This window comes from Nocardia sp. NPDC003482 (assembly GCF_053588115.1).
Genome location: NZ_JBSFPI010000005.1, coordinates 225,858 through 247,317 on the forward strand (window position 1 = coordinate 225,858; position 21,460 = coordinate 247,317).

The 21,460-nt window shown below is 68.8% G+C and carries 23 protein-coding genes; 9 read left to right on the top strand and 14 right to left on the bottom strand.

Annotation, left to right across the window (positions count from 1 at the left end):
• Positions 1 to 5: 5 nt before the first annotated feature.
• Positions 6 to 1,229, top strand: coding sequence for an ROK family protein (locus ACWDSJ_RS10200; RefSeq protein ID WP_450030817.1), 1,224 nt, complete (start codon positions 6 to 8; stop codon positions 1,227 to 1,229).
• Between the two features lie 4 nt (positions 1,230 to 1,233).
• Here ACWDSJ_RS10200 and ACWDSJ_RS10205 read toward each other — a convergent pair whose 3' ends face one another.
• Genes ACWDSJ_RS10205 through ACWDSJ_RS10220 form a run of 4 tightly spaced genes read right to left on the bottom strand, consistent with a single transcriptional unit; the run spans position 1,234 to position 4,518 of the window.
• The gene (locus ACWDSJ_RS10205) at positions 1,234 to 1,692 is read right to left on the bottom strand and encodes a nuclear transport factor 2 family protein (RefSeq protein WP_450030819.1); all 459 of its coding nucleotides are present in this window, start codon (positions 1,690 to 1,692) and stop codon (positions 1,234 to 1,236) included.
• 50 nt (positions 1,693 to 1,742) lie between these two features.
• The gene (locus ACWDSJ_RS10210) at positions 1,743 to 2,459 is read right to left on the bottom strand and encodes a hypothetical protein (protein WP_450030821.1); all 717 of its coding nucleotides are present in this window, start codon (positions 2,457 to 2,459) and stop codon (positions 1,743 to 1,745) included.
• Positions 2,460 to 2,501: 42 nt separating this feature from the next.
• Positions 2,502 to 3,803, bottom strand: a complete 1,302-nt coding sequence (locus ACWDSJ_RS10215) for a glycosyltransferase 87 family protein (protein WP_450030823.1) — start codon at positions 3,801 to 3,803, stop codon at positions 2,502 to 2,504.
• Between the two features lie 28 nt (positions 3,804 to 3,831).
• Complete coding sequence (locus tag ACWDSJ_RS10220; protein ID WP_450030825.1) at positions 3,832 to 4,518, bottom strand: class I SAM-dependent methyltransferase; 687 nt, start codon at positions 4,516 to 4,518, stop codon at positions 3,832 to 3,834.
• Positions 4,519 to 4,562: 44 nt separating this feature from the next.
• On the opposite strand from ACWDSJ_RS10220, the gene ACWDSJ_RS10225 reads away from it, so the two are divergent.
• Positions 4,563 to 4,979 (top strand): MarR family winged helix-turn-helix transcriptional regulator, encoded by a 417-nt coding sequence (locus ACWDSJ_RS10225; RefSeq protein WP_450030826.1) that lies wholly within the window; start codon positions 4,563 to 4,565, stop codon positions 4,977 to 4,979.
• A 117-nt stretch (positions 4,980 to 5,096) separates the two neighbouring features.
• On the opposite strand, the gene ACWDSJ_RS10230 is transcribed toward ACWDSJ_RS10225, so the two are convergent.
• Both ACWDSJ_RS10230 and ACWDSJ_RS10235 read right to left on the bottom strand, forming a co-directional pair.
• The gene (locus ACWDSJ_RS10230) at positions 5,097 to 5,327 is read right to left on the bottom strand and encodes a hypothetical protein (RefSeq protein WP_450030828.1); all 231 of its coding nucleotides are present in this window, start codon (positions 5,325 to 5,327) and stop codon (positions 5,097 to 5,099) included.
• Positions 5,324 to 6,472: a hypothetical protein gene (locus ACWDSJ_RS10235; protein WP_450030830.1), complete on the bottom strand. Its 1,149-nt coding sequence runs from the start codon at positions 6,470 to 6,472 to the stop codon at positions 5,324 to 5,326. Before ACWDSJ_RS10235 ends, ACWDSJ_RS10230 begins: the two co-directional genes overlap by 4 nt.
• A gap of 306 nt (positions 6,473 to 6,778) precedes the next feature.
• On the opposite strand from ACWDSJ_RS10235, the gene ACWDSJ_RS10240 reads away from it, so the two are divergent.
• On the top strand, positions 6,779 to 6,955 hold the full coding sequence (locus ACWDSJ_RS10240; RefSeq protein WP_450030832.1) for a hypothetical protein: 177 nt from the start codon (positions 6,779 to 6,781) through the stop codon (positions 6,953 to 6,955).
• Between the two features lie 80 nt (positions 6,956 to 7,035).
• The gene (locus ACWDSJ_RS10245; RefSeq protein ID WP_450030834.1) at positions 7,036 to 8,943 is read left to right on the top strand and encodes a M3 family metallopeptidase; all 1,908 of its coding nucleotides are present in this window, start codon (positions 7,036 to 7,038) and stop codon (positions 8,941 to 8,943) included.
• 10 nt (positions 8,944 to 8,953) lie between these two features.
• Here ACWDSJ_RS10245 and ACWDSJ_RS10250 read toward each other — a convergent pair whose 3' ends face one another.
• The gene (locus ACWDSJ_RS10250) at positions 8,954 to 9,544 is read right to left on the bottom strand and encodes a TetR family transcriptional regulator (protein WP_450030836.1); all 591 of its coding nucleotides are present in this window, start codon (positions 9,542 to 9,544) and stop codon (positions 8,954 to 8,956) included.
• Between the two features lie 80 nt (positions 9,545 to 9,624).
• Here ACWDSJ_RS10250 and ACWDSJ_RS10255 point away from each other — a divergent pair, with 80 nt between their 5' ends.
• A complete protein-coding gene (locus ACWDSJ_RS10255; protein ID WP_450030838.1) occupies positions 9,625 to 10,587 on the top strand; it encodes an SDR family oxidoreductase in 963 nt (320 codons plus the stop codon).
• Here the strand turns inward: ACWDSJ_RS10255 and ACWDSJ_RS10260 are convergent.
• Positions 10,584 to 11,138 (bottom strand): TetR/AcrR family transcriptional regulator, encoded by a 555-nt coding sequence (locus ACWDSJ_RS10260; RefSeq protein ID WP_450031025.1) that lies wholly within the window; start codon positions 11,136 to 11,138, stop codon positions 10,584 to 10,586. The genes ACWDSJ_RS10255 and ACWDSJ_RS10260 overlap by 4 nt on opposite strands.
• 194 nt (positions 11,139 to 11,332) lie before the next feature.
• On the opposite strand from ACWDSJ_RS10260, the gene ACWDSJ_RS10265 reads away from it, so the two are divergent.
• Both ACWDSJ_RS10265 and ACWDSJ_RS10270 read left to right on the top strand, forming a co-directional pair.
• Positions 11,333 to 12,328: a Rieske 2Fe-2S domain-containing protein gene (locus ACWDSJ_RS10265; RefSeq protein ID WP_450030839.1), complete on the top strand. Its 996-nt coding sequence runs from the start codon at positions 11,333 to 11,335 to the stop codon at positions 12,326 to 12,328.
• Positions 12,325 to 13,410 carry an NAD(P)H-dependent amine dehydrogenase family protein gene (locus ACWDSJ_RS10270; RefSeq protein WP_450030841.1) on the top strand — a complete coding sequence of 362 codons (1,086 nt, stop codon included), beginning with the start codon at positions 12,325 to 12,327 and terminating at the stop codon, positions 13,408 to 13,410. The genes ACWDSJ_RS10265 and ACWDSJ_RS10270 overlap by 4 nt, the downstream gene beginning before the upstream one ends.
• A gap of 4 nt (positions 13,411 to 13,414) precedes the next feature.
• Here the strand turns inward: ACWDSJ_RS10270 and ACWDSJ_RS10275 are convergent, their stop codons facing one another.
• Positions 13,415 to 13,699 (bottom strand): hypothetical protein, encoded by a 285-nt coding sequence (locus tag ACWDSJ_RS10275; protein ID WP_387364727.1) that lies wholly within the window; start codon positions 13,697 to 13,699, stop codon positions 13,415 to 13,417.
• Between the two features lie 161 nt (positions 13,700 to 13,860).
• Between ACWDSJ_RS10275 and ACWDSJ_RS10280 the strand changes: the two genes are divergently transcribed.
• Both ACWDSJ_RS10280 and ACWDSJ_RS10285 read left to right on the top strand, forming a co-directional pair.
• Complete coding sequence (locus ACWDSJ_RS10280; protein ID WP_450031027.1) at positions 13,861 to 14,766, top strand: cyclase family protein; 906 nt, start codon at positions 13,861 to 13,863, stop codon at positions 14,764 to 14,766.
• 10 nt (positions 14,767 to 14,776) lie between these two features.
• On the top strand, positions 14,777 to 16,297 hold the full coding sequence (locus tag ACWDSJ_RS10285; RefSeq protein WP_450030843.1) for a long-chain-fatty-acid--CoA ligase: 1,521 nt from the start codon (positions 14,777 to 14,779) through the stop codon (positions 16,295 to 16,297).
• Between the two features lie 111 nt (positions 16,298 to 16,408).
• Here the strand turns inward: ACWDSJ_RS10285 and ACWDSJ_RS10290 are convergent, their stop codons facing one another.
• The 5 genes from ACWDSJ_RS10290 to ACWDSJ_RS10310 form a co-directional block, all read right to left on the bottom strand.
• The gene (locus ACWDSJ_RS10290; RefSeq protein WP_450030845.1) at positions 16,409 to 17,266 is read right to left on the bottom strand and encodes a TIGR03620 family F420-dependent LLM class oxidoreductase; all 858 of its coding nucleotides are present in this window, start codon (positions 17,264 to 17,266) and stop codon (positions 16,409 to 16,411) included.
• A 114-nt stretch (positions 17,267 to 17,380) separates the two neighbouring features.
• Positions 17,381 to 17,707, bottom strand: coding sequence for an ArsR/SmtB family transcription factor (locus ACWDSJ_RS10295; RefSeq protein WP_387364719.1), 327 nt, complete (start codon positions 17,705 to 17,707; stop codon positions 17,381 to 17,383).
• Between the two features lie 293 nt (positions 17,708 to 18,000).
• A complete protein-coding gene (locus ACWDSJ_RS10300; RefSeq protein ID WP_450030847.1) occupies positions 18,001 to 18,516 on the bottom strand; it encodes a hypothetical protein in 516 nt (171 codons plus the stop codon).
• A gap of 168 nt (positions 18,517 to 18,684) precedes the next feature.
• Positions 18,685 to 20,082 (bottom strand): phosphotransferase family protein, encoded by a 1,398-nt coding sequence (locus tag ACWDSJ_RS10305; RefSeq protein ID WP_450030849.1) that lies wholly within the window; start codon positions 20,080 to 20,082, stop codon positions 18,685 to 18,687.
• The gene (locus tag ACWDSJ_RS10310) at positions 20,082 to 21,263 is read right to left on the bottom strand and encodes an acyl-CoA dehydrogenase family protein (protein ID WP_450030851.1); all 1,182 of its coding nucleotides are present in this window, start codon (positions 21,261 to 21,263) and stop codon (positions 20,082 to 20,084) included. Before ACWDSJ_RS10310 ends, ACWDSJ_RS10305 begins: the two co-directional genes overlap by 1 nt.
• Between the last annotated feature and the right edge of the window lie 197 nt (positions 21,264 to 21,460).

Consider the following 21,460-nt stretch of genomic DNA (forward strand, 5'->3'; position numbering starts at 1 on the left):
ACCACGTGCCCCACCGAAGTTGGCCGGTCCAGAGCACCGGCGCGCGTCAGTCGACGGTTCGCGCGGCGAATCTGGCGCTCGTCCTACAGACGGTCCTGCGCGCGCCGGAACCGTTGTCACGGGCGGATATCGCGGGAGTCACGTCGATGACCCGGGCGACGGCGGCGCGATGGGTGGACGAACTCGTCGCGGGCGGAGTGCTGGCGGAAGGGATTCCGGCGCAGGGTGGAGGCCGGGGGCGTCCGGCGACTCCGATTGTCGCCGGGCGGACATTCGCCGGGCTGGGGCTTCAGGTGAATACCACCAGTCTGTCCGGGCGGGTGATCGCCCTGACCGGCGAGGTACTGGCCGAGCGCGTGACGACCGGGGATTTCCGGGGCGGCGATCCGGCGACCGTCCTCGCGACCCTCGATGAACTATGCGCCGACCTGCTTTCCGCGACCGCGAACACCCGTGTCGTCGGCGGCGTCCTGGCCGTGCCCGGTCTGGTCGACACCCGCACCGGTCTGCTGCTCACCGCGCCCAATCTGGGCTGGCGCGACATCGCACCCGTCGACTACCTGGAAACCCTTGCGGCCCTGCCTTTTTCGATCGGCAACGAGGCGGATCTGGCGGCCCGTGCGGTAGCCGATCTGGCTCCCGGCCGCCCCGCACCCCTGCGCGACTTCTTCTACGTCTCCGGCGAGACCGGCATCGGCGGCGCGGCGGTGTTGAGCGGCGAGGTGATCACCGGTCGTCACGGCTGGGCCGGGGAGATCGGTCACATCACCGTCGACCCCACCGGGCCCGAATGCCCGTGCGGTTCCAGCGGCTGTCTCGAGCTGTACGCGGGCCAAAGCCAATTGCTCGGCGCCGCAAACCTTCCCGTCGAAACGCGGCCCGTCGTGCTCGCCGACCGTGCCCGTGGTGGCGACGCGGCGGCCCGCGCCGCGCTCGACCGCGCCGCGTGGGCGCTGTCCCTCGCGCTGTCGGCGGTCGTCAACCTTCTCGACATTCCCGCCGTCGTCCTGGGTGGTCATCTGGGTGAGCTGTCCGAATTCCTCATCCCGCCCGTGCGCGCCCACCTGTCCACCCGAGTCCTGTCCGCCCGGTGGACGACGCCGGAAATCATTGCGGGACAATCCGATTCGTCATTGTCCGCCACCGGTGCGGCCTATGCGGCGCTGTCGGATCTGATCGCCGCACCCACCGACTGGCTCCCGGAGCGGGCGACCGACAACGCCTCCTGACGCGCTAAGCCCCGGATTCGGCGTCGAGCGGCTGCCCGCGCAGGTGACGGCTGAGATCGCCCCGGAGATGAATGTCCACCCGACGCTCCACGAATCGCCAACGGCCCTCGCGTCTTTCGAAGCGATCGCGATACCGTCCCGCCGCCACGGCCTGCAACGGCAGCTCCGGCAGGCCCTGGAACACGGTCACATACGACCGCGCCGTCGCGACATCCTCCTCCTCGAACTCGACGGCGATATTCGTCGTCACATGATGAGTACGAGGCGTCCCATCCGCATACCGAATCACCGTGCGCCGCAACATCTCCGCGATCCCGTCCCCGCCCCGCACCACCCCTCCGCCCCCGACGAACACCGCCTCGGCGAACAGCTCACCCACCCCGTCGAAATCCCCGGTATCGACGAGTTCGGCATATCTCGCGATCAGATTCGTAATGGCGGTGACATCAACGGCTGTACCCATGCGGGCAGAATATGCGCCGACACTCAGTGCCCTTACCACCCCGGCGGAGGCTAATACCCGCCTGGGGACGGGGCTTGGCCCGAGGCAGGCTGATACCCGCCCGGCGGCGGGGTTTGGCCCGAGAGAGGCTGGTACCCGCTCGGGGACGGCACTTGGCCCGAGCCAGGCTGATACCCGTCCGCAGGCGCGGCTTGGCCCGGGGGCGGCTGATACCCGCCCGCAAGCGGGGCCTGACCCGGCTGTGGCCACGCGATATTCGGGGGAGGGGCGACCGGTTGCTGCGGCCACGACGCGGGGGCCGGTGGTGGGGTGGGAGTCGCGGTGGTCAGCAGCAGGATCAGCGCGAGGAGGGCTAGGAGGGTGATAGGGACGGCGAGCCAGCCGCCGAGGGCCCACGGGCTCGTCGCGTAGTGGAGGCGGGAGTCGAGGGTGGTGAGGAGGAAGCTGACATCAGGGGCGAGGATCAGGCCGGTCGCGGCGGCGGCGAGGAGTTTCGTTCGGGCGGAACGGTTTCCGACGAGGAGGACGAGGGCGGCGGTGAAGGCGAACAGGACCGTGAGGACGGTGCTGGCGTCGCTCCAGTAGAACTTCTCGTACTTGGTGAAGCGCCAGATCCAGTGCGCCGTCATCAGCAGGGCCGCCAGCCCCAGCGCCAGAGCGGCGAGGGGGTTACTCGAACCGCGAGCGTTTCCCGCCGGATAACCGGATCCCCAACCGGGCGGCGGCGTCGGATACGGCGGTATCGCGGACGGAAACGGCTGAGCCATGGGTGGTCCCCCCTATACGCGGCACGATTATTCGCTTGCAGCCTAGGGGATTCCCGCGGCCCCGTCCGGCCGTGACCCTCGGCTACGTGCCCGACCTCGACAGCGCGGGCACGCGCTCCCACGCGACGAGCGTGCCTCCACGTAACCCGTACTCCGCCCGTGCCGCAGCCGTACCACCGACCATACGGCCGCACCGACCAGTACCGCGTTGCGCAGCGTCAACACCACCACCCCCGGCAGGCTGCCCGTCGCCACCCGGTCGTAGACGAACGGGAACTCCACCTGACTCAGAAACGCCGCCACCAGCACGAGATACACGATCGGCCGCTGCGTGGTGCGCGACCGTAGCGCGCACACCGCGGCCACCGCCACCGCCCACACCACATACTGCGGGCTGAGCACCCGGCTGGTCACCATGGCCAGCAGCGTGGCCGCCAATGCCAGATCGGCCGCGGGCGGACGAACGCGCCACCACTGCGCCAGCACCACCACCCCGCCGACGACCATGACCACCACGCACACCCGCGCCAGCCCCGCCACCCCCGGCCCCGACAGCTCCTCGGCCCCGAACCGATGCTCGATAACCCACCCCCCGGACACCAGCCGGGCGATGAGAAGCGGTGTGGCGGCGGCGGATTCGATCTGCAACCCCCGCTCGGCCTGAAACCGCAGGAACGACCAGGCTCCCGGCCCCAGCAGCGTCACCCCACCCGCCAGCACCACCCCGGCCGCCCCCGCCGCGACCCCCACCCGCCGCAACTCCCGCCGGCGCAACCCCAGCACCGCCACCACCGGCCACACCTTCAACAACACCCCGGCCGCCACCGCCACCCCCGCCGCGACCGGCCGCCGCCCCGCCCACACCAGCGCCGCCACCGCACACGCCGCCACCACCAGATCGAACCGCCCGTAACAGACCCGCCCCAACAAGGCGACCCCCACGGTCCACACCCATGGCCCCGCGAAAGACGGTGCGCCACAGCGTGCTTCGTACCTGGAACCACCGCCCCGTTCGGCCGCCCGGATCAACAACCCCAACACCGCCGCGTCCGCGACCGCGACCACTCCGAAGAAGAACCAGTTGTACCCGGCCCCGCCCCCGAACAACCACGGCACGACCAGTAGCGCTCCCGCACCCGGCGGGTACTGCCATTGCTCGTCGGCCAGCGGAAAGGTGTGGTGCCGCACGATGAGCTCGGCCCACTCCTGGTACAACCGCAGATCCGCCGCCGACGCGTCCCACACGCTGTGCGGGAGCGCCGTCACACCGGTGAAGGCCACCAACAGGATTCGCGTGATAGTCCACACCAGCCACACTCTCGACCGCGGGGACAGCGCACGCACAACGGGGCAGTGTAGGAGGATTGTCCGTTCAGTCCAAGTGCGCCGACAGCAGCCAGGCGGGCAGGGACACCCGGCCCGCGCCCTCGTCGCGGAGTTCGGGCCCCGTGAACTCGCCCCGTCGTTCCGCGCCGCCGGGGATATTGGCGTGGATGCGCGCGGGGCGCGCCTCGTCGATCGACCAGTACTCGCCGACGACCGCCCGCAGCTCCTCCTCGTCGACCGCGTTGATCGGTCCCGGCAGGGTCGCCGCGCGATCGAAGACGAGCACGAAGTAGGACGCGCCCGGCGCCGCGGCCCGCACGATGGACTCCTGATAACCCCGGCGCGATTCGACGGGCATGGAGTGGAACAGCGTGCTGTCGACGATGGTGCCGAAGCGTCCGTCGTACCCGGTGAACGAACTGATATCGGCCACTTCGAAACTCGCGGTGCGCGCCCCGCGCCGCGCGGCCTCGGCGCGGGCGAGGTCGATGGCGGTGGGCGACAGATCCAGCCCGACCGTGGTGAAGCCCCGCTCGGCGAGGTAGAACGACGTCGCGGCCTCACCGCACCCGGCGTCGAGCACCTCGCCGTGGAACTTCCCGGCGTCGATGAGCGCGGCGATCTCCGGTTGCGGCGCCCCGATGCTCCACGGCGGCCGGAAACCCTCGCCGATCTCGGGAGCCTTGCCCTGGTAAGCGGATTCGAACATCTCTTCCTGGGATGAACTCGTCATAGACCCTTTATGTCAACCAGGTTGATATGTGTCAAGATGCTCCGATGGAAGGTTTCGAGGACAAGCCCCTCGGCTACCTTCTGCACCGAGTCGCCTCGGCGTTGCGGGCCGAGGTGGGCGCGACGGTGCTGGAACCGTTCGAGCTGACCTTCCCCGAATACCTGTGCATGCGGCTGCTGGCGCAGACGCCGGGTAGGTCGAACGCCCAGCTCGCCCGCGCTGTGAACGTGTCCCCCCAGGCCATGAACAAGGTCATCAACGGCTTGCAGCGCCGCGGTCTGGTGACCCGCCCCGCGACCGTCGCGACGGGAAGATCGTTGCCCGCCAGCCTGACTCGCGCCGGTTCGGCAATGCTCGAGCGAATCGATCCGGCGGTCACGGAGGCCGAGCGGCGTGTTCTGAGCAAACTGACCGAAAAGGACCGTCGAGAGTTGCGCCGCCTCCTGGCCGCCGTCGGGTAGGCCACGCCCACTCGACACCGACGAGCTCGCCCGAGAATCACGGGAGTGGGCGGTCAGGTGAACCGCGACGACCTCCACCCCATCGCCGAAGCCCAGGCCCGAAAGCCCTGGAGGACATCAGGTCTCGGTATCAGCACCCCGCCGAAGCAGCCGCATCACGAGCCCGTAGGCGAGCAGGCCCGGCACGACGACCAGCACCGTCACCCGAAGACCCACCACGAGAACGGTGACGATCGAGAACGCCGCGCCGACCTCGTCGACCGACCCGAACCCGTGCCGCTCCGACAACACCCCCAACAGCCAGTGCAGCACCAGATACAGCACGACCAGCACCAGCGAGACTCTCACCGGGCCAGCTCCGGCCCCGAGGTCAGGAACGCCAGCAACAGCGCGTTCCCGATCACACCACCGGTCGCGAACCGCAGCCGGGAACCGCTCCGCACCGGCACCCCGACCAGGTCGGCGGTCCGGAACAGCCGGGTGAACACCTCGCGCTGCCCGAAGGCGCGGGCCGGGGCGAGCGCGAAACCCGTTGCGGAGACCGATATTCCGAGCACGACCGGCCCGCTGTCCATATCCCCGGGTCCGCCGCGCCCGCCGCCGTATTCGTGGATCGCGCCGAAGCCGAGCACGCCGCGCTCCTGCCGGAACACTCCCGCCGCCAACTCCTGGGCCAGCCCCCGGTCCGCGAACCCGGCGAAATACGCCGCCAATCCGGTCCCGGAGGACCGCGGCGCGTCGTGCGCCCGCCCGTCGATTCCCATGCGCTGCACCACGAGTCCGGTCTCCCGATCGATCTGCACCGCGCGTACCTGCCGGGCCCAGTGCGCGAGCGCCGCCGCGTGATCGACTCCGGTCGCCCGCCCGTGCACCGCGATGGCGGCGGCCACGGCCGCCACATCGGTCGGATACGCCTCGCCGGGAAAGGTTTCCAGCAGCGCGGTCGGCGACGCGAGCAGCCGGCGCTGAGCGGACTCGATCAGGGCGTCGTGCCGCGCCGCGAGTTCGGGCGGGAAGGCCGGATCGACCAGCCGGGCCATGCCCAGCGCGAGGGCCGGATAGGACAGGTACGCGTGCCCGTGCGGGCTGTCCGGAACCGCCGCCCCGTCCTCGCCGTGCCAGCTGTCGGTGAACGCCGACCGCATCTCGGGCAGCAGGCTCGTGGCCGCCGCGCGAGTCACGGTGGGCGCGTAGCGTTCTCGCCACTCCGGATGCGCGAGGCACACCTGCGCCAGCCCCAGCGCCGTCATCTGATGCGCGAGCAACCCCCACATCCCGTCCAGCACCTGTCTCCGGTCGGCCCGCGCCCGATCGTCCCCGTCCTCGAAGGCCACCAATTCCTCGGCCAGCCCCCGCACCCGCCCCGGTTCCCCCTCGAACCACCGATCCGCGTCCCGCCCACACCACCATCGCGGCAGCAGCGCCGCGGCCACCACCGCCACCACGACCCCGAGCACGATCGCGACCGGACGGCGGATTCTCGAACTCCCCATCCTTCGAACCTACCGGCACGCCCGCGTTCGAAAGCCCATGCGACAGCGTTGATTCCACGCTGTCCTGGCGGGCCGGCTCACCACTCCGTGGGTGGGCCTCGGGTCGGCGCTGATCGCGGGCGCTTTCGACGCCCACTCACGGAGTGGCGAGCGGGAAGGCCGGGTACGCCGGTTCGGTCATCACGCCCGGACGGAAGTAGTTCTCGGGGACGATGCCCGGTCATTCCGTGGAGCGATGCGCCGCGCACTCTCACCCGGCAAGACTGACGGGACACGGAAGCAGCGGAATCGAAGGTGAGGACGGCGATGTTCGAGGGAATCCGGCGGCGACGGGCCGCGAAGATCGAGAAGGCCAGGGCCGCGGCGTACGAGGAGACGATCGGTCGCGGTGGGTCGCCCGAGGAGGCCACCGCCGCGGCGGACGAGGCGGAGCGGCGCGTGGTGCGTCGCCGCCGGTTGCTCCTCTCGGGTGGGCACGGGTGAGAGGGCCCGAGCCCCACTCGGACCCGGCGCTCTCGTCTGGATGACCGCGTCGGCCCGCGTCCGGCGGCTACTGTCGTGATATGACGCTCGAACCGCTTGCCCTGCCGACGTCCGACTGGTCCGACTGGCTCGACGAGTACGCGCACGGCAACCTGCGGACCGCGACCGACACTCTGCTACGGATCAAGGACGGGACCGCCCGCGACACCCGCGCCGTGCTGGAGCTGTGGAACGACGCCGATATCGCGCTGCGCGCCGCCGACTCCGCCGCCGGGCTGCTCGCGGAGGTCCATCCCGAACCCGCGGTGCGCGAACTCGCCGAAAAGCTGACCCAGCAGGTGGATCGGGTGCGGACCGATCGGGACCTCGATCGGGAGCTCTACGACGTGGTCGCGGGCACCGATCCTTCGGGGCTGGACGCGGCGGCGCACCGGATGCGCGAGCATGTGCTGCGCGATTTCCGTCGCAGCGGCGTCGATCGCGACGAGCCGACCCGCACCCGCCTGCGGGAGATCTCCGAACGGCTCGTCGTGCTCGATCAGGAGTTCGGCCGCGCCATCCGCGACGACGTGCGCGAGATCCGGGTGCTGCCCGAACAACTCGACGGGCTCCCCGCCGATTTCATTGCCGCACATCCGGTTTCCGACGACGGACGCGTCGCCGTCACCACCGACTACCCGGACCTCCACCCGTTCCGCAGCTACGCCCGCGACACCGACGCGCGCCGCGAACTCACCGCCGAATTCGACCGCCGCGGCTGGCCGGTCAACGACGCGGTGCTGCACGAGATGCTCGACCTGCGCGACGAGAAGGCCCGGCTGCTCGGCTTCGACGGCTGGCCCGACTACGACGCCGCGGTCAAGATGATCGGCAGCGGCCGCGCCATCGACGAGTTCATCGAGCGGCTGTCCGCCGCCGCCGAGGCCGCCGCCCGCCGCGACCTCGCCGCCCTGCTCGCGCGCCGCCGCGAAGACGACCCCGCCGCCACCGGGATCGACCGGTCCGAGGTCGCCTACTACATCGAGCTGATCAAACGCGAACAGTACGATGTCGACGCCCGCGAGGTCCGCCGCTACTTCGAATTCGCCCGCGTGCGAACGGGTCTGCTCGAGGTCACCGGCAGGCTGTTCGGCCTGGAGTACCGCCCGGTCGACGTGCCGCGCTGGCACGAGGAGGTCGCGGTCTACGACGTGTACGCCGACGGCGAACGACGCGGGCGGATCCATCTGGACCTGCATCCGCGCGCGGGCAAGTACAAGCACGCCGCGCAGTTCGATCTCCTCGCCGGGGTCACCGATCGGTATCTGCCCGAGGGGGTGCTGGTGTGCAATTTCTCGCGTGGGTTGATGGAGCATCAGCACGTCGTCACGCTGTTCCACGAGTTCGGGCACCTCATCCACCACGTGCTCGGCGGCCGCCAGGACTGGGTGCGGTTCTCCGGCGTGGCGACCGAATGGGACTTCGTCGAGGCGCCGTCGCAGATGCTCGAGGAGTGGGCGTGGGATCCCACGATCCTGCGCACCTTCGCTGTCGACGACACGGGTGCGAGCATCCCCGCCGAACTCGTCGAAAGGATGCGTGCCGCAAAGGATTTCGGCAAGGGCCTCAATATCCGCACCCAACTCGGCTACGCCGCGATCTCCTATCTGCTGCACCGCGACCGCCCCGCCGACCACACGGCCGCAGCCCTGGACGCACTGCACCGCCACAGCCTCGTCACCGCGTTGCCCGACACCCACTTCCAGAGTTCGTTCGGGCATCTGTCCGGCTACACCTCGGGCTACTACACCTATCTGTGGAGCCTGGTCATCGCCAAGGACATGTTCTCGGCCTTCGACACCGGGAATCTGTTCGAACCGACCGTGGCACACCGCTATCGCGATCGCGTCCTCGCCCCCGGCGGCTCCCGCGACGCGGCCGACCTGGTCGCCGACTTCCTCGGCCGCCCGTTCACCTTCGCCGCCTTCGAATCCTGGCTCAACCCGTAGCCGAGCCGTATCAGTCGCTCGCGGCCGTCTCGAGGGTGTCCGGGCGCACCGCCAGGGCGCACAGATCATCGAAGGCGCGGGTCAGCCGCGCGTCCAAGCTCTCGCCGGGGTTGTCGAGCCACGCCTGCACGGCGTGCTGATACGCCGCCCACCCGGTCCGCGCGGCCAGGCTCGCCACGCCGTCGCCGACGCCCCGTCGCCGAAGCGCCTCCGCGACCACCTCGACGAGCGCGGCGTGCTTGGCCAACTCCCGCTCGCGCAGCGCCGGGGTCGCCGCGATGACCCGCCAGCGCGGCTCGGCGAACGGCCGATTGTCCGCCAGCGTCCGGGCCGACTTCCGGAAGGCGGCCAGCAGGACCGCGAAAACGCCCATCTCCCGCGGCAATTCGACGATCGTCCGCAGCAGCGCGTCCCGGAGTTCGGCCTCGCCGTCGAACAGCACCTCCCGTTTGTCGGGGAAGTGCCGGAAGAAGGTGCGCTCGTTGACCCCGGCGCGCGCGGCGATCTCCGCGGCCGTGGTGCGATCGAATCCGCGTTCCCGGTACAGCTCCAGCGCCGCCTCCCGCAGGCGGCGGCGCGCGTCGGCTCCGCTACGTGGCACCTGCTCAGTCTACTCGATGTGTCAGTGACTGGCGCTACGAGGTAGAGTCAGTCACTGACATTTCGAAGGAGAGTGTTCTCATGCATGTGTTCGTCACCGGCGGCACCGGCCAGACCGGTCCCGCCGTCGTCACCGAACTCGTCGCGGCGGGCCATCGCGTCACCGGCCTCGCGCGCTCGGCCGCCGCGGCCGCCCGGCTCGAATCCCTCGGCGCCGCAGCGTATTCCGGCTCCCTGGATGATCTCGAGAGTCTCCGTCGCGGCGCGGAGGCCGCCGACGGGGTACTCCATCTGGCCTTCGGCGGGAACTTCGCCGACCCCGACGACCTCGTCCGCCGCGACCGCGCCGCGATCGACGCGCTCGGGCAGGCGCTCGCCGGAACCGGCAAACCGTTCGTCAGCACGTCCGGCACCCTGGTGCTGCCGACCGGCCGGGTCAGCACCGAGCGCGACGAGCCCGATTCGAATTCCATTGCGGCCTTCCGTATTCCGGGCGAGCGAGCGTGCCTGGCCTACGCCGACCGAGGAGTCCGAGCCAGCGTCGTACGCCTGGCCCCGACCGTGCACGGCCCGCACGACCACGGATTCATCCCGGCCCTCATCGCGGCCGCGCACCGATCCGGCGTCTCGGCGTACGTCGGCGACGGCCACAACCGCTGGCCCGCCGTCCATCGCGCCGACGCGGCCCGCCTGTTCCGGCTGGCCCTGGGGCAGGCGCCCGCCGGAAGCGTGTTGCACGGCGTCGGCGAGAGCGCGGTCATGATCGGCAGCGTGGCCGCGAAGGTGGCGGACAAGCTCGGAATCCCCACGGCCGCACTGTCTTTAGAAGAGGCCGCGGACCATCTCGGCAACCCGTTCCTGGCGAGATTCTTCTCCCTCGACGTGCCGGTCTCGAGCGAGCGCACCCGAGCGCTCCTGGGCTGGACGCCCGAACATCCGACCCTGCTCGAGGATCTGGAATCCGGCGACTACTTCACCCCCGAATCCAGGAGGCGCGCGGAGGCGATCTGGTTGCCGCACAAGCACATCGAATCCCGCGATTAACTCGCGAGGTACGCCACGATCGCGCCGACCAACCCCTCCCGCGCGTCGTCCAGATTCCCGTACGTCCCCAGCGTCCGCTCCGAGGTGATCCCCCGCATGGCCGCCGGGATCAGCGCGGCCACCTGCCGCACCTTCACCGGGTCCACCCCGAGATCCGCGAAGGCGCGCTGACACGCCTTGTCCCAGTTGGGTTTCCACGAGGCCAGTTCGGCGGCTGTGCGGGGGTAGTCGCGTTCGAGTTCGGCCTGGTCGCGGGGGAGGGCGGCGCGCAGGGTCTCGATGGCGAGGGAGGGGGGTAGGCGCAGGCCGACCCACATGGCGTCGATGAGGGCGCGCACCCGCTCGGGCAGGGTGCCGTCGGGTTTGATCCCGGCCGGCAGGTCGCCGCGCTGATCGGCGGTGTAGCGCAGGACCGCCGCCCAGAAACCGTCGATGTCGCCGAACTGGTACTTGATCGCACCCCACGTCGCGCCGATCTCGCGCGCGATCCGATTGCCCGACACCGCGTTCGGGTCGCCGGTGGCCAGGGCGGTGATCGCGGCGCGGATCATGCTCTCGCGCGTCGCGAGGCCGCGCTTGTTCGCGCGCCGCCCGGTCACCTCCACATCCGTCACGGGAGGCCAGTGTAGCCGGGCCGACCTCGGCCGACCAGTTTCGTAGAACCCTCTTGTATTGTTTCGTAGAGGCTTCTACGATCGGTGTCGCCGCGAGAACGCCTGCCCCGGGCGGCAACTGGAGGATGGATATGGCGAAGCCGACGCTGTCGATGGAGCCGACGGGCTGGTTCCAGGTGGCCTGGTCCCATGAGGTCGCGATCGGGGACGTGCGGACCATGAAGTACTTCGGCCGGGAGCTGGTGGCCTGGCGCTCGGCCTCGGGCGCGGTGTCGGTGTTCGACGCCTATTGCGAGCATCTCGGGGCGCATCTCGGCTACGGCGGCCGGGTGGACGGGGAGAACATCGTCTGCCCGTTCCACGGCTGGGAGTGGAATCGCGAGGGCCGCAATGTGTGCGTGCCCTACGAGCGACATCCCAACCGGGGCAGGCGAATTCGCAGTTATCCGACCGTCGAGCGCAACGAGGCGATCTGGATGTGGCACGACATCGAGGGTCGCGCACCGTATTTCGACGTTCCCGACATCTTCGCCGACTTCGACGACGACAAGACCACGGCCGACTACTACCCGCCCTTCCCGGACGGCACGCTGTATCGCCAAGGGCTGGAACTGCATCCGCAGTACATCATGGAGAACGGCGTCGACTTCGCGCATTTCACCTACGTGCACAAGACGCCGTTCGTCCCCGAGTTCACCCGGCAGGACTTCGGCGGCCCGGTGTCCTACGTCGATTTCACCGTCGCCTTCGACGACACCCCGCGAGACGAGATCAACAGCGGGGTCGAGGCCATCAACGGCGGTCTCGGCGCCGCGGTCACCAAGAGCTGGGGCATGGTCGACAATCGCACCCTGTCGGCGGTGACCCCGGTCGACGACTCCACCTCCGACGTCCGGTTCACCGTCTGGATCGGCCGCAAACCCGGCGACGACCGCCCGCACATGACCGACTACGCGAAGACCATGGCGAATTTCGTCATCGAGCAATTCGAGGCCGACATCCACATCTGGGCCCACCAACGCTACAGCGACCCACCGGCATTGTCCGGCAAGGAATTCGAGGGCTTCCGCGCCCTGCGAGCCTGGGCGGCCCAGTTCTATCCCGCGTCGAAAGGCGGCACACCGTGAGCACACCCGACAAGATCCGCGTATTCCAGGTCGCCACAGGCAATCTCGGTACCGAGATGATCGGGCGCATTCGCGAGCATCCCGATCTCGAACTGGTCGGATTGCACTGCTACACACCGGAGAAGATCGGGCGGGACGCGGGGGAGATCGTCGGCATCGGGCCGATCGGGGTGATCGCCACCGGAACCGTCGAGGAGATCATCGCGGCGCGGCCCGATGTGCTCACCTTCCACGGCGTGTTCCCCGACGAGGCGCTCTACGAGCGGGTGCTCGAGGCGGGCATCGACGTGGTCACGACCGCGGACTGGATCACCGGGCACCACCGCGACCGCAATCATCCGCATCCGTCGGGCCGCCCGGTCAGCGAGGTCATCCGGGCCGCGTGCGAGCGCGGCAACGCGACGTTCTACGGCACCGGCATGAATCCCGGCCTGTGCCAGGTCCTGGGCATCGCGCACTCGGCGGACGTGGCCGAGATCGAGAACGTGACCGTCACCGAATCGGTGGACGTCTCCTGTCATCACTCGGTCGAGACGTGGAAGGCGGTGGGGTACGGCCGCCCGATCGACGATCCGACGATCCCGGACTCGCTCTACAAATACACCGCGGTCTTCGCCGATTCGGTGCAGCTGATGGCCGACGCGTTCGGGCTCGTGCTCGACGAGGTGACGTTCGGCTACGAACTCGGCGCGTGCACGAAGGACGTCGACCTGGGCTGGTACTTCCTGCCGAAGGGCTCGCTGGGCGCGAATTACATCAGATATCAGGGCCTGGTCGACGGCGTCCCGCGCGTGGAGACGCACCTCGAATGGCAGATGACCCCGCACACCGATCCCGCGTGGAACATCAAGGGCTGCTACATCACTCAGATCACCGGCGATCCCAGCATCTACAGCAAGCACATGATCTTCCCCAAGAAGGGGTTCGATCTGTCCGACCCGGCGAACTTCGCCTCGATCGGCATGACCGTGACGGGCCTGCCCGCGCTGAACGCGATCCGCTCGGTCGTCGCCGCCCCGCCGGGCATCGTGACCAGTGCCGATCTACCGCTGCGGGCGTTCGCGGGGCGCTTCAAACTCTGAGTGCTCAGACCTCGTCGCGGAACTGCTCGGCCCGGTGGGACAGCCGCTCGGCGAAAGTGTCCAGCCACGCGGCCGATTCGGGCTCGTCGCGGTCCTCGACGCGATACCGCACGCCCTTGGTCAGATAGGGCGTGCTCGCCCGCGTGACCTCCGGCTTGGCCTGCAACGCCACCAGCCGCACCGCCCAGGCGACATAGTCCCGCACGCCCATGCCCGCGCAGTCGGCCGCATCGCTCAGGGCCAGCCAGTCGTCCTCGGTCACCGCCACCGATATTTCCTTGATCCCCATACATGTTCACGGTAGCCCCACCGGGCATGGGATGAGGGGACGAACAGGCCGGAAATAATGGCCTATTGACAGCGATAGTGCCCGCGCTCACACTTGTCGAGAAAGTTGACATGACTGTCACGTCATGAGCTGAGGAGGCGACGGTGCCTGAAGTTCCCGACATGCGCGAGCTGGGCCGCAAGGTCAGCAACTGGGGGCGGTGGGGGAGTGACGACGAGCGCGGAACCACGAATCTCATTACCGCCGAACGGGTTCGGGCCGCGGCGTCGTTGATCCGGACGGGTGAGACCTTCAAACTGGGCATCCCGCTCGACGGGGACGGGCCGCAGCCGGGTGGCCTGCGCATCAACCCGATTCGGCTCATGTCGGAGAACGGGCAGGAGCAGGTGCTGCCGGGCGGCTTCAAATGGGCCGACGATTTCGTGTTCATGCCGTTGCAGGCCGGGTCGCAGTACGACTCGCTGGCGCACGTGCACTACGACGACCGGCTCTACAACGGCCATCCCGGTGCGGGCGTGACGGTCAAGGGCGCCGAAAAGTGCGGCATCCAGACCCAGGCCGACGGCATCGCCGGGCGCGGCGTGCTGCTCGACATCGCGCGGGCACGCGGCGTGGACTGGCTCGAGGCGGGGGAGGCGATCTCGCCCGAGGAACTCGAGGCGGTGGCCGCCGGACAGGGCGTGACGGTCGGCCCGGGCGACATCCTGTTGATCCGTACGGGCTGGCGCAAGAAGTTCGTGATCGATCGGGACGCGGCCGGGTTCATGGCCGGGGAGCCCGGGTTGAGCCTGGCGTGTGCGGGTTGGCTACGGGAACGCGATGTGGCCGTGGTCGGTTCGGACAACTGGGCGGTCGAGGTGATGCCCGGCGAGCATCCCGGCGGCGCGTTCGAACTGCATATGGTGCTCATCCGCGACATGGGCATGACACTGGCGGAGATGCTCGATTTCGAGGAGTTGTCGGCGGCGTGCGCGGTCGACGGGCGGTGGGATTTCTTCTACGCCGGTCCCCCTTTGCAATTCACGCGCGGGGTGGGCTCGCCGATCAATCCGCTCGCGATCCGATAGGAGTGGGCGGATGCTGATCGGGGATATCGTCGAGTACGGGGCGCGCAAACATCCGGATCGGATCACGGTGCGATTCGAGGACGAGGTGATCGACTATCGGGGGTTGTGCGAGCGCGCTCGCCGGCTCGCCAACGCGTTGCTCGGGGTGGCCGCGCCGGGGGATCGGGTGGCGATCCTGTCGGGGAATTGCGCGCGGTATCTGGACTGCTATTACGGCGTGCCGATGGCGGGAATGGCGTTGACTATCCTCAACTTTCGGCTGCATGCGGAGCAGATCGTCGCGCTCATCACGCATTCGGGGGCGCGCGTGCTGATTGTCGCGCCGGAGTTCGCGGGCATGGTCGCGGCGATTCGCGAGCGGATTCCGTCGGTGACCACCGTCGTGTCGATGGGCGCGGCGGAGGGGACGCTCGGCTGGGCCGAGTTCGTGGGCGCGGCCTCGGTGCGGGCGCCCGCGGTGCGGCCCGACGCCGACGATACGGCCTGGCTGGTGTACACGAGCGGGACGACCGGCGCGCCGAAGGGGGTGATGCTGTCGCACCGCAATCTGCTCGCCGGGGTCACCTCGTCGGCGTTGCAGTGGGGGATTCCGGAGGAGACGGTGTTCCTGTTCTGCTTTCCGCTGTGTCATGTCGGCGGGTATGTCGTGCTGGTGAATCATCTGCTCGGGGCGACGGTGGGAATCCTTCGGGCATACGACAATTCGACATTCCTGCGGCTGGTCGACGAATGGCAAGTCACCCAGACCGGGCTCGCGCCGACGATGATCAATTTCCTGCTGCGGGATCCGGAGCTGGACAAGCATTCGATGGAGACATTGCGGGCGGTCGGATACGGCTCCTCGGCGATTCCGGCGGCGGTGCTGCGCGAGGCGCTGGAGCGGTTCGGCTGCGATTTCTATCAGGGCATGGGCATGACCGAACTGGCCGGGAACGTTCTGCATCTGGACGAGGCGGCGCATCGCCGGGCCGCCGGGGGTGAGACGCATCTGCTGGCCTCCGCCGGAAAACCCATGCGGCTGGCCGATATTCGCATCGTCGACGAGGAATTCCGCGACGTGCCGGCGGGTGCGGTCGGGGAGATGATCGTGCGTGCGGATCAGGTGATGACCGGGTACTGGAACGACCCCGAGGCGACGGCCGCGGCCTTCACCGACGGCTGGTTCCACACCGGCGACCTGGTGCGCCGGGACGAGGAGGGCTTCGTCTACATCGTCGACCGCAAGAAGGATCTGATCATCAGCGGCGGCGAGAACGTCTCCTCACTCTCGGTCGAACAGGCCCTCTACCGCCTCCCCGCCGTCGCCGAGGCCGCCGCCATCGGCGTCCCCGACGACACCTGGGGCGAAATCGTCTGCGCCGTCGTCGTCCTCCGCGACGGCGCCACCGCCTCCGCCGCCGACATCATCGAATCCTGCCGAGACCACCTCGGCGGCTTCCAACTCCCCCGCCGAGTCGAATTCGTCCAAACCCTCCCCCGAAACGTCACCGGCAAAATCCTCAAACGCGAACTCCGCCAACAGTTCACCTAACCCAGCCGCACCCTTTATCTGAATCCGCACCCTTTATATGGCCCTGTAAGGGGTGCGGATCCCAACAAAGGGTGCGGCTGGGTTGGTCTGACGGGGAGGTTGTGGGGCTTGTCAGAGGAGAGCTTGGGCTAGGGTGCGCCAGTGGGGCATGGCGGATTCGCCTGGGGGAGTGCCGATTACCTGGATGGTGACGTGGGTGGCGCCTGCTTTCAGGTGGGCTTGAAGTTTTTCGGTGATGGTGTCGGGGGTGCCCCAGAAGACGAGGTCGTCGACGAGGCGGTCGCTGCCGCCGTGGGTGACGTCGTCCTCGGTGTAGCCGAGGCGGCGGTACTTGGCGACGTTGAAGGGGGTGGTGAGGTAGAGGTGGAGGTGTTCGCGGGCCTTGGCGCGGGCGGTGGTCGGGTCGGATTCGAACAGGACCGCGTGCTCGACGCCGAGGAATGCGTTGGGGCCCAATATCTCTCGGGCCTGGGCGGTGTGATCGACGGTGACCTTGTAGGTGTGCGCGCCCGCGGCGCGATCGCGGGCCTGCGCGAGCATCTTGGGGCCGTAGGCGGCGAGGACGCGGGGGATCGGCCGCCCGTCCGCGAGCTTGTCGAGTTCATCGAGGTAGCCGGAGACGGCGGCGAGGGGCTTCACGCCCGGCAGCCCGTCGCCGAGACCGAGCCCGAGGACGTGGCGGCCCGGATAGGCGTCGGCGAGCAGCCGGGCGGCGCCGTGGGTGGCCACGGCCGTGCGCTCGCCGATCTTGGCTATGGCGTTGACGATTCGGATGCGGCGGCTGGCGGCCAGCAGCAGGCTCGCGTGGGTGAACGCCTCGCGGCCGCCGACCTCGGGAAACCAGAAGCTCGGCCAGCCCAGATCCTCCAGTTCCTGGATGTCGTCGCGCACCCGCGCGGGCGAGCGGTGCTCGAAATCCCAGGTGTAGATGCCGAATCGGCCCAGATCGAGCCCGTCGGTCGTGGTCATCGGGTGACTCCTCGGCGTGATGAATCGTTGTATCGGAAAGCTTCGATGTATCGTAGCATCGAAAATTGTCGATATGAAGCCGAGCCGAGCATCAGCGGCGAATCCGCTTGCGACTCAGAGGTTCCGGCCGAGCTCGGCGACCAGCTCGGCAATCCGCCGCTCGTCGCGCTGGTAGTGAGTCCACTTCCCGACGCGAGTCGACCGCACCAACCCCGCGCGCTCGAGCTCCGCCATGTACGCCGAAACCGTCGACTGGGCGAGCCCAACCTTGGCCTGGATATGCGTCACACACACCCCGACCTCATGAGGATCGGCGATCGCCCCATCGAGAACGAAGTTCCGCTCCGGATCCCGCAGCCATTGCAGCAGTTGCAGGCGCAGCGGATTGGCGAGCGCACGCAGGGCCTGAGTGAGGCGCGGGTCGGGTGGAGACTTCTCCATACGGGGCAGTATAGGGGCGGGGCACTGACAATTCGAAGAATGTCGATGTGACCTTGGCTGGTTTCGGGCCCGCGCCGAGGCCCGGGGTCGCACGATCGGCCAGAATCGTGGGGAGACAGGCCGTGGGAAATCCCTAGGCGCGCGGAGTTTTGGAGTGCGCGGGCGACGGGCGCACCCTCACTCATGCCCCTGCGTCTGCGGCGGGGTGACGGGCGCACCCCCACTCGTGCCCCGGCCTCGGAGGCGCGGGTCAACAGGCGCACCGTAACCCACGCCCCCGACGTCTTCCCGCGTCAGTGCACGCTACGCGGCTGGGGTGCGACCGGGCCGGACTGCTGGTCGCTTTCGTTCGTGGAGTCGCTCTTCTGGGTCCCGAGCCCGGAGCTGTCGGTCTGTGGCTCGGGCTCGGTCGGAGCCCCGTGGTCCCGCGCGTTGTCATTCCGGGAGCGGCCGTCGTTCCGCGACGGGGAGTTCCCGGCTCCGATCGCGTCTTCCGCGCCGTCATCGTCGCCCTGTCGAACGGAGACGAGGGCATCTCGAACGAGGTCGCCGCCTTGTGCGGGAATGATTCCGCGCGCTAGGAAATCGTCGTCATCGTCGTCTTGCGCGAGAACGATTCCGCTCGCCACGAGGTCGTCGTCATCGTCGTCCTGTGCGGGAACGATCGCACCGGAGACGAGTTCGTCGCCGTCATCGTCCTGAACCGGAACAACTACGCCCGGAACGGAATTCGCGAAGGCGCCCCCAGCCGGAGCGGCGAGCACGACGAGACCTGCCGCCGCGATGGCGAAAACAGTGCGGATCCTCATGCGTAACCCCTTCTCTCGATCGAACATCGGATTGGGAAGTGAAGACCATGCACCAGCGACACTAAACAACATGATCTTGATCCCCCACCCCCTATCAAGATCGTTACCGTTTCGAGTTTCGCGAACCCAGCCGCACCTTTTATTCGAATCCGCACCCCTTGCAGGGCTCTACAAAGGGTGCGGATTCGGATAAGGGGTGCGGCTGGGGTGGGTGAGGTGGTGGGGGTTGGTGATTTGGAGGCGGGTTTTGATGGCTGTGGAGGTGGTTCGGCGGACTTGGGGGTCGGTGTAGGGGAGGGTGCCGTTGTGGAGGTGGGTGGCGAGGGTTTGTTCGGAGTCGCAGCCGAGGGTGGTGAGGAGGGTTTGCACCGTGGTGGTGGGGGTGGGGCCGGAGTGGAGTTCTCGGGTCGCGGTCGACAGGAGGGTGGTGCAGACGCGGAGGAGGTAGCGTTCGCGCGGGGCGAGGGTGGGGGCTATGTCGGTGGTGAGGGTTTCGGTTACGAGGGTGAGGATTTCGTCGAGGGTGGGGCGGTCGTGGACGGTGGTGGCGGGGGTTTCGACCGTGATCTCTCGGGCCTCCGCGTCCGTCGGTGCCGGGTGGGGAGCGAGGTCGACCGAATGGTCGAAGAGATCGAGCGCGATCAACAAGTCGTACTCGGACTCGCACACACGCCGCCCGATCGCGGCCAGCTCCAGGGAATGTTCCCGACCACTGAAGTGCCGATCGGCCTGAAACATACTGAGAATCAACCATTTCAGCGTGCCGAACGCCTCCCACCAATGGAGTTCTTCGGCCGTCGGGCGGATGCCGGTAATCCGCTCATATCCGTCCAGGAGTTGCGTTCTGGTCCCGATCCCCGCGACGGGGGCGGGGCCGCCGAAGCGCCAGGCGCGGACGCACAGCCAGCCGAGGTCCTCCATGGGATTGCCGAGGTGGGCCAGCTCCCAGTCCAGGACCGCGCGGACGCCGGTCGGCGCGATGAGGAAGTTCCCCAAGCGAAAGTCGCCGTGTACCAACGTCTTCGGGCGCACGACAGGAAGATGGTCCCGCAGCCAGAGCAGACCCATCTCGACGGCGGGGCGGGGCTGGTCGAGGTCACGGTAGACGCGTTCGATCTCGTCGAGGGGATCGGCGTCGGTCAGCATGGTCAGCGTATCGGTCGGCGTGCGGTGGATCCGGCCGAGGATCTCACCCAGGTCACCGGCCAGCCGCTCGCGGACGGGCGCGTACGCCGGATCCCGTTGCAGCTTACGGGGAATCGACTCGCCGTCGACGTATTCCATCAACAGATACGGCGCATCGATCCCCGGAGCGGTGTCACCGGCCGCCAGCACGGCGGGAACGGGGACACCCGCCGCCGCGGCGGCCCGCAGACAGGCCGCCTCCGCGCGCATGCGATCCGCGTCGCCGTGGCCGGGCGGATCGCGGCGCAGCACGGCCCGTACCGAACCGGCTTCCACCCCGTACACCTGTCGACTGGCCCCGCCGGTGAACTGCCGGACACTCACCTCGCCGACCGAACGCCCCAGCGCCGCAGCGAGAATCGCGCCGACACCCTCGGCCATCAGATCCACGGCGCGGCCTCCGGCGCACGCAGCAGCCGACGCGCGGTCGACATCCGATGCACCTCGTCGGGCCCGTCGTAGATCCGCGCGTATCGCGCCTGCCGATACATCCGCTCCAACGGCGTGTCGGCGGTCAGCCCCAACGCGCCGTGCACCTGAATCGCCCGGTCGATCACATTGTGCAGCATCCGCGCGCCCCAGAACTTGATCAACCCGACCCGCACCCGATAGTCCTCCCCGGCGTCCATGGCGCGCGCCGCGTCGAGGGTCATCAGCCGCGCGGCGTGGATCTCGGCGGCGGATTCGGCGATGTACCGGTGGATTTCGCCCTTCTCGGCCAGCGGCGAACCGTGCGCGTACCGGGTGTTCGCCCGTTCGCACATCAACTCGAAGGCGCGCTGGGCCTGCCCGAGCCAGCGCATGCAGTGGAAGATGCGGCCGGGCCCGAGTCGGTCCTGTGCGATCACGAAGCCCTTGCCGCGCTCACCGAGCAGATTGGCAACGGGCACACGCACATTCGTCAGACGAACCTCGTAGTGATCGCTGGGATCGTGGCCCATGGTCGGGATCGCGCGCACGATCTCGAAGCCGGGCGTATCGGTCGGCACGATGATCGCGCTGATCCGCGCGTGCCGCGGCACGGACTCGTCCTCGGTGCGCGCGAAGATCGTGCAGTAGGCCGCCTGCGCCACCCCGGTCGTGAACCACTTGTGCCCGTCGATGATCCAGTGCTCGCCGTCGAGTTCGGCGCGGATCTCGATGAGCGTCGGATCCGAACCCGCGACCTCCGGTTCGGTCAGCCCGACCGAGGGCAGGATGTCCCCGGCCACCATGGGCGGAATCCAGCGCCGCCGCTGCTCCTCGGTCCCGTGCCGGTACAGCATCAGCGTGTCCTGCATCGACACCGACCCCACCGCCAGCTGCCCGAATTCCGAGCGCCCGATCACCTCGTTGAGATACACGAAATCGAGGAACGGCACGCCCCCGCCGCCGAGTTCGGCCGGATGCCCGAGCGCCCACAGCCCCAGCTCCTTCGCCCGTCCCCGCAGCCTCTCCAACGAAGTCCCGCCGTCCTCGCCCGCCAGCGCCGCCTCCCGCGGTATCACCTCGTTATCGATGAAATCCCGCATCCGCGAGATCATTTCGGCCAGCTGCCCCTCAGGCCGCGTCCCACCGCTCATTACTGCTCCTGCCCTCCAGCGGTGACCAACACCAAATCCCGCTTCGAATGAAATATCCCGTACCCGAACGCATCTCGGTGCGAGTGGTGCCGCTCCTTGGTCCGCGGGGTGTCGCACCTCGGTGCGTGCTGTGCCGCGTCTCGGTGTGCGCGGTGGCGTGCCTCGGTCCGTGGGGTGTCGTGCCTCGGTCCCTGCTG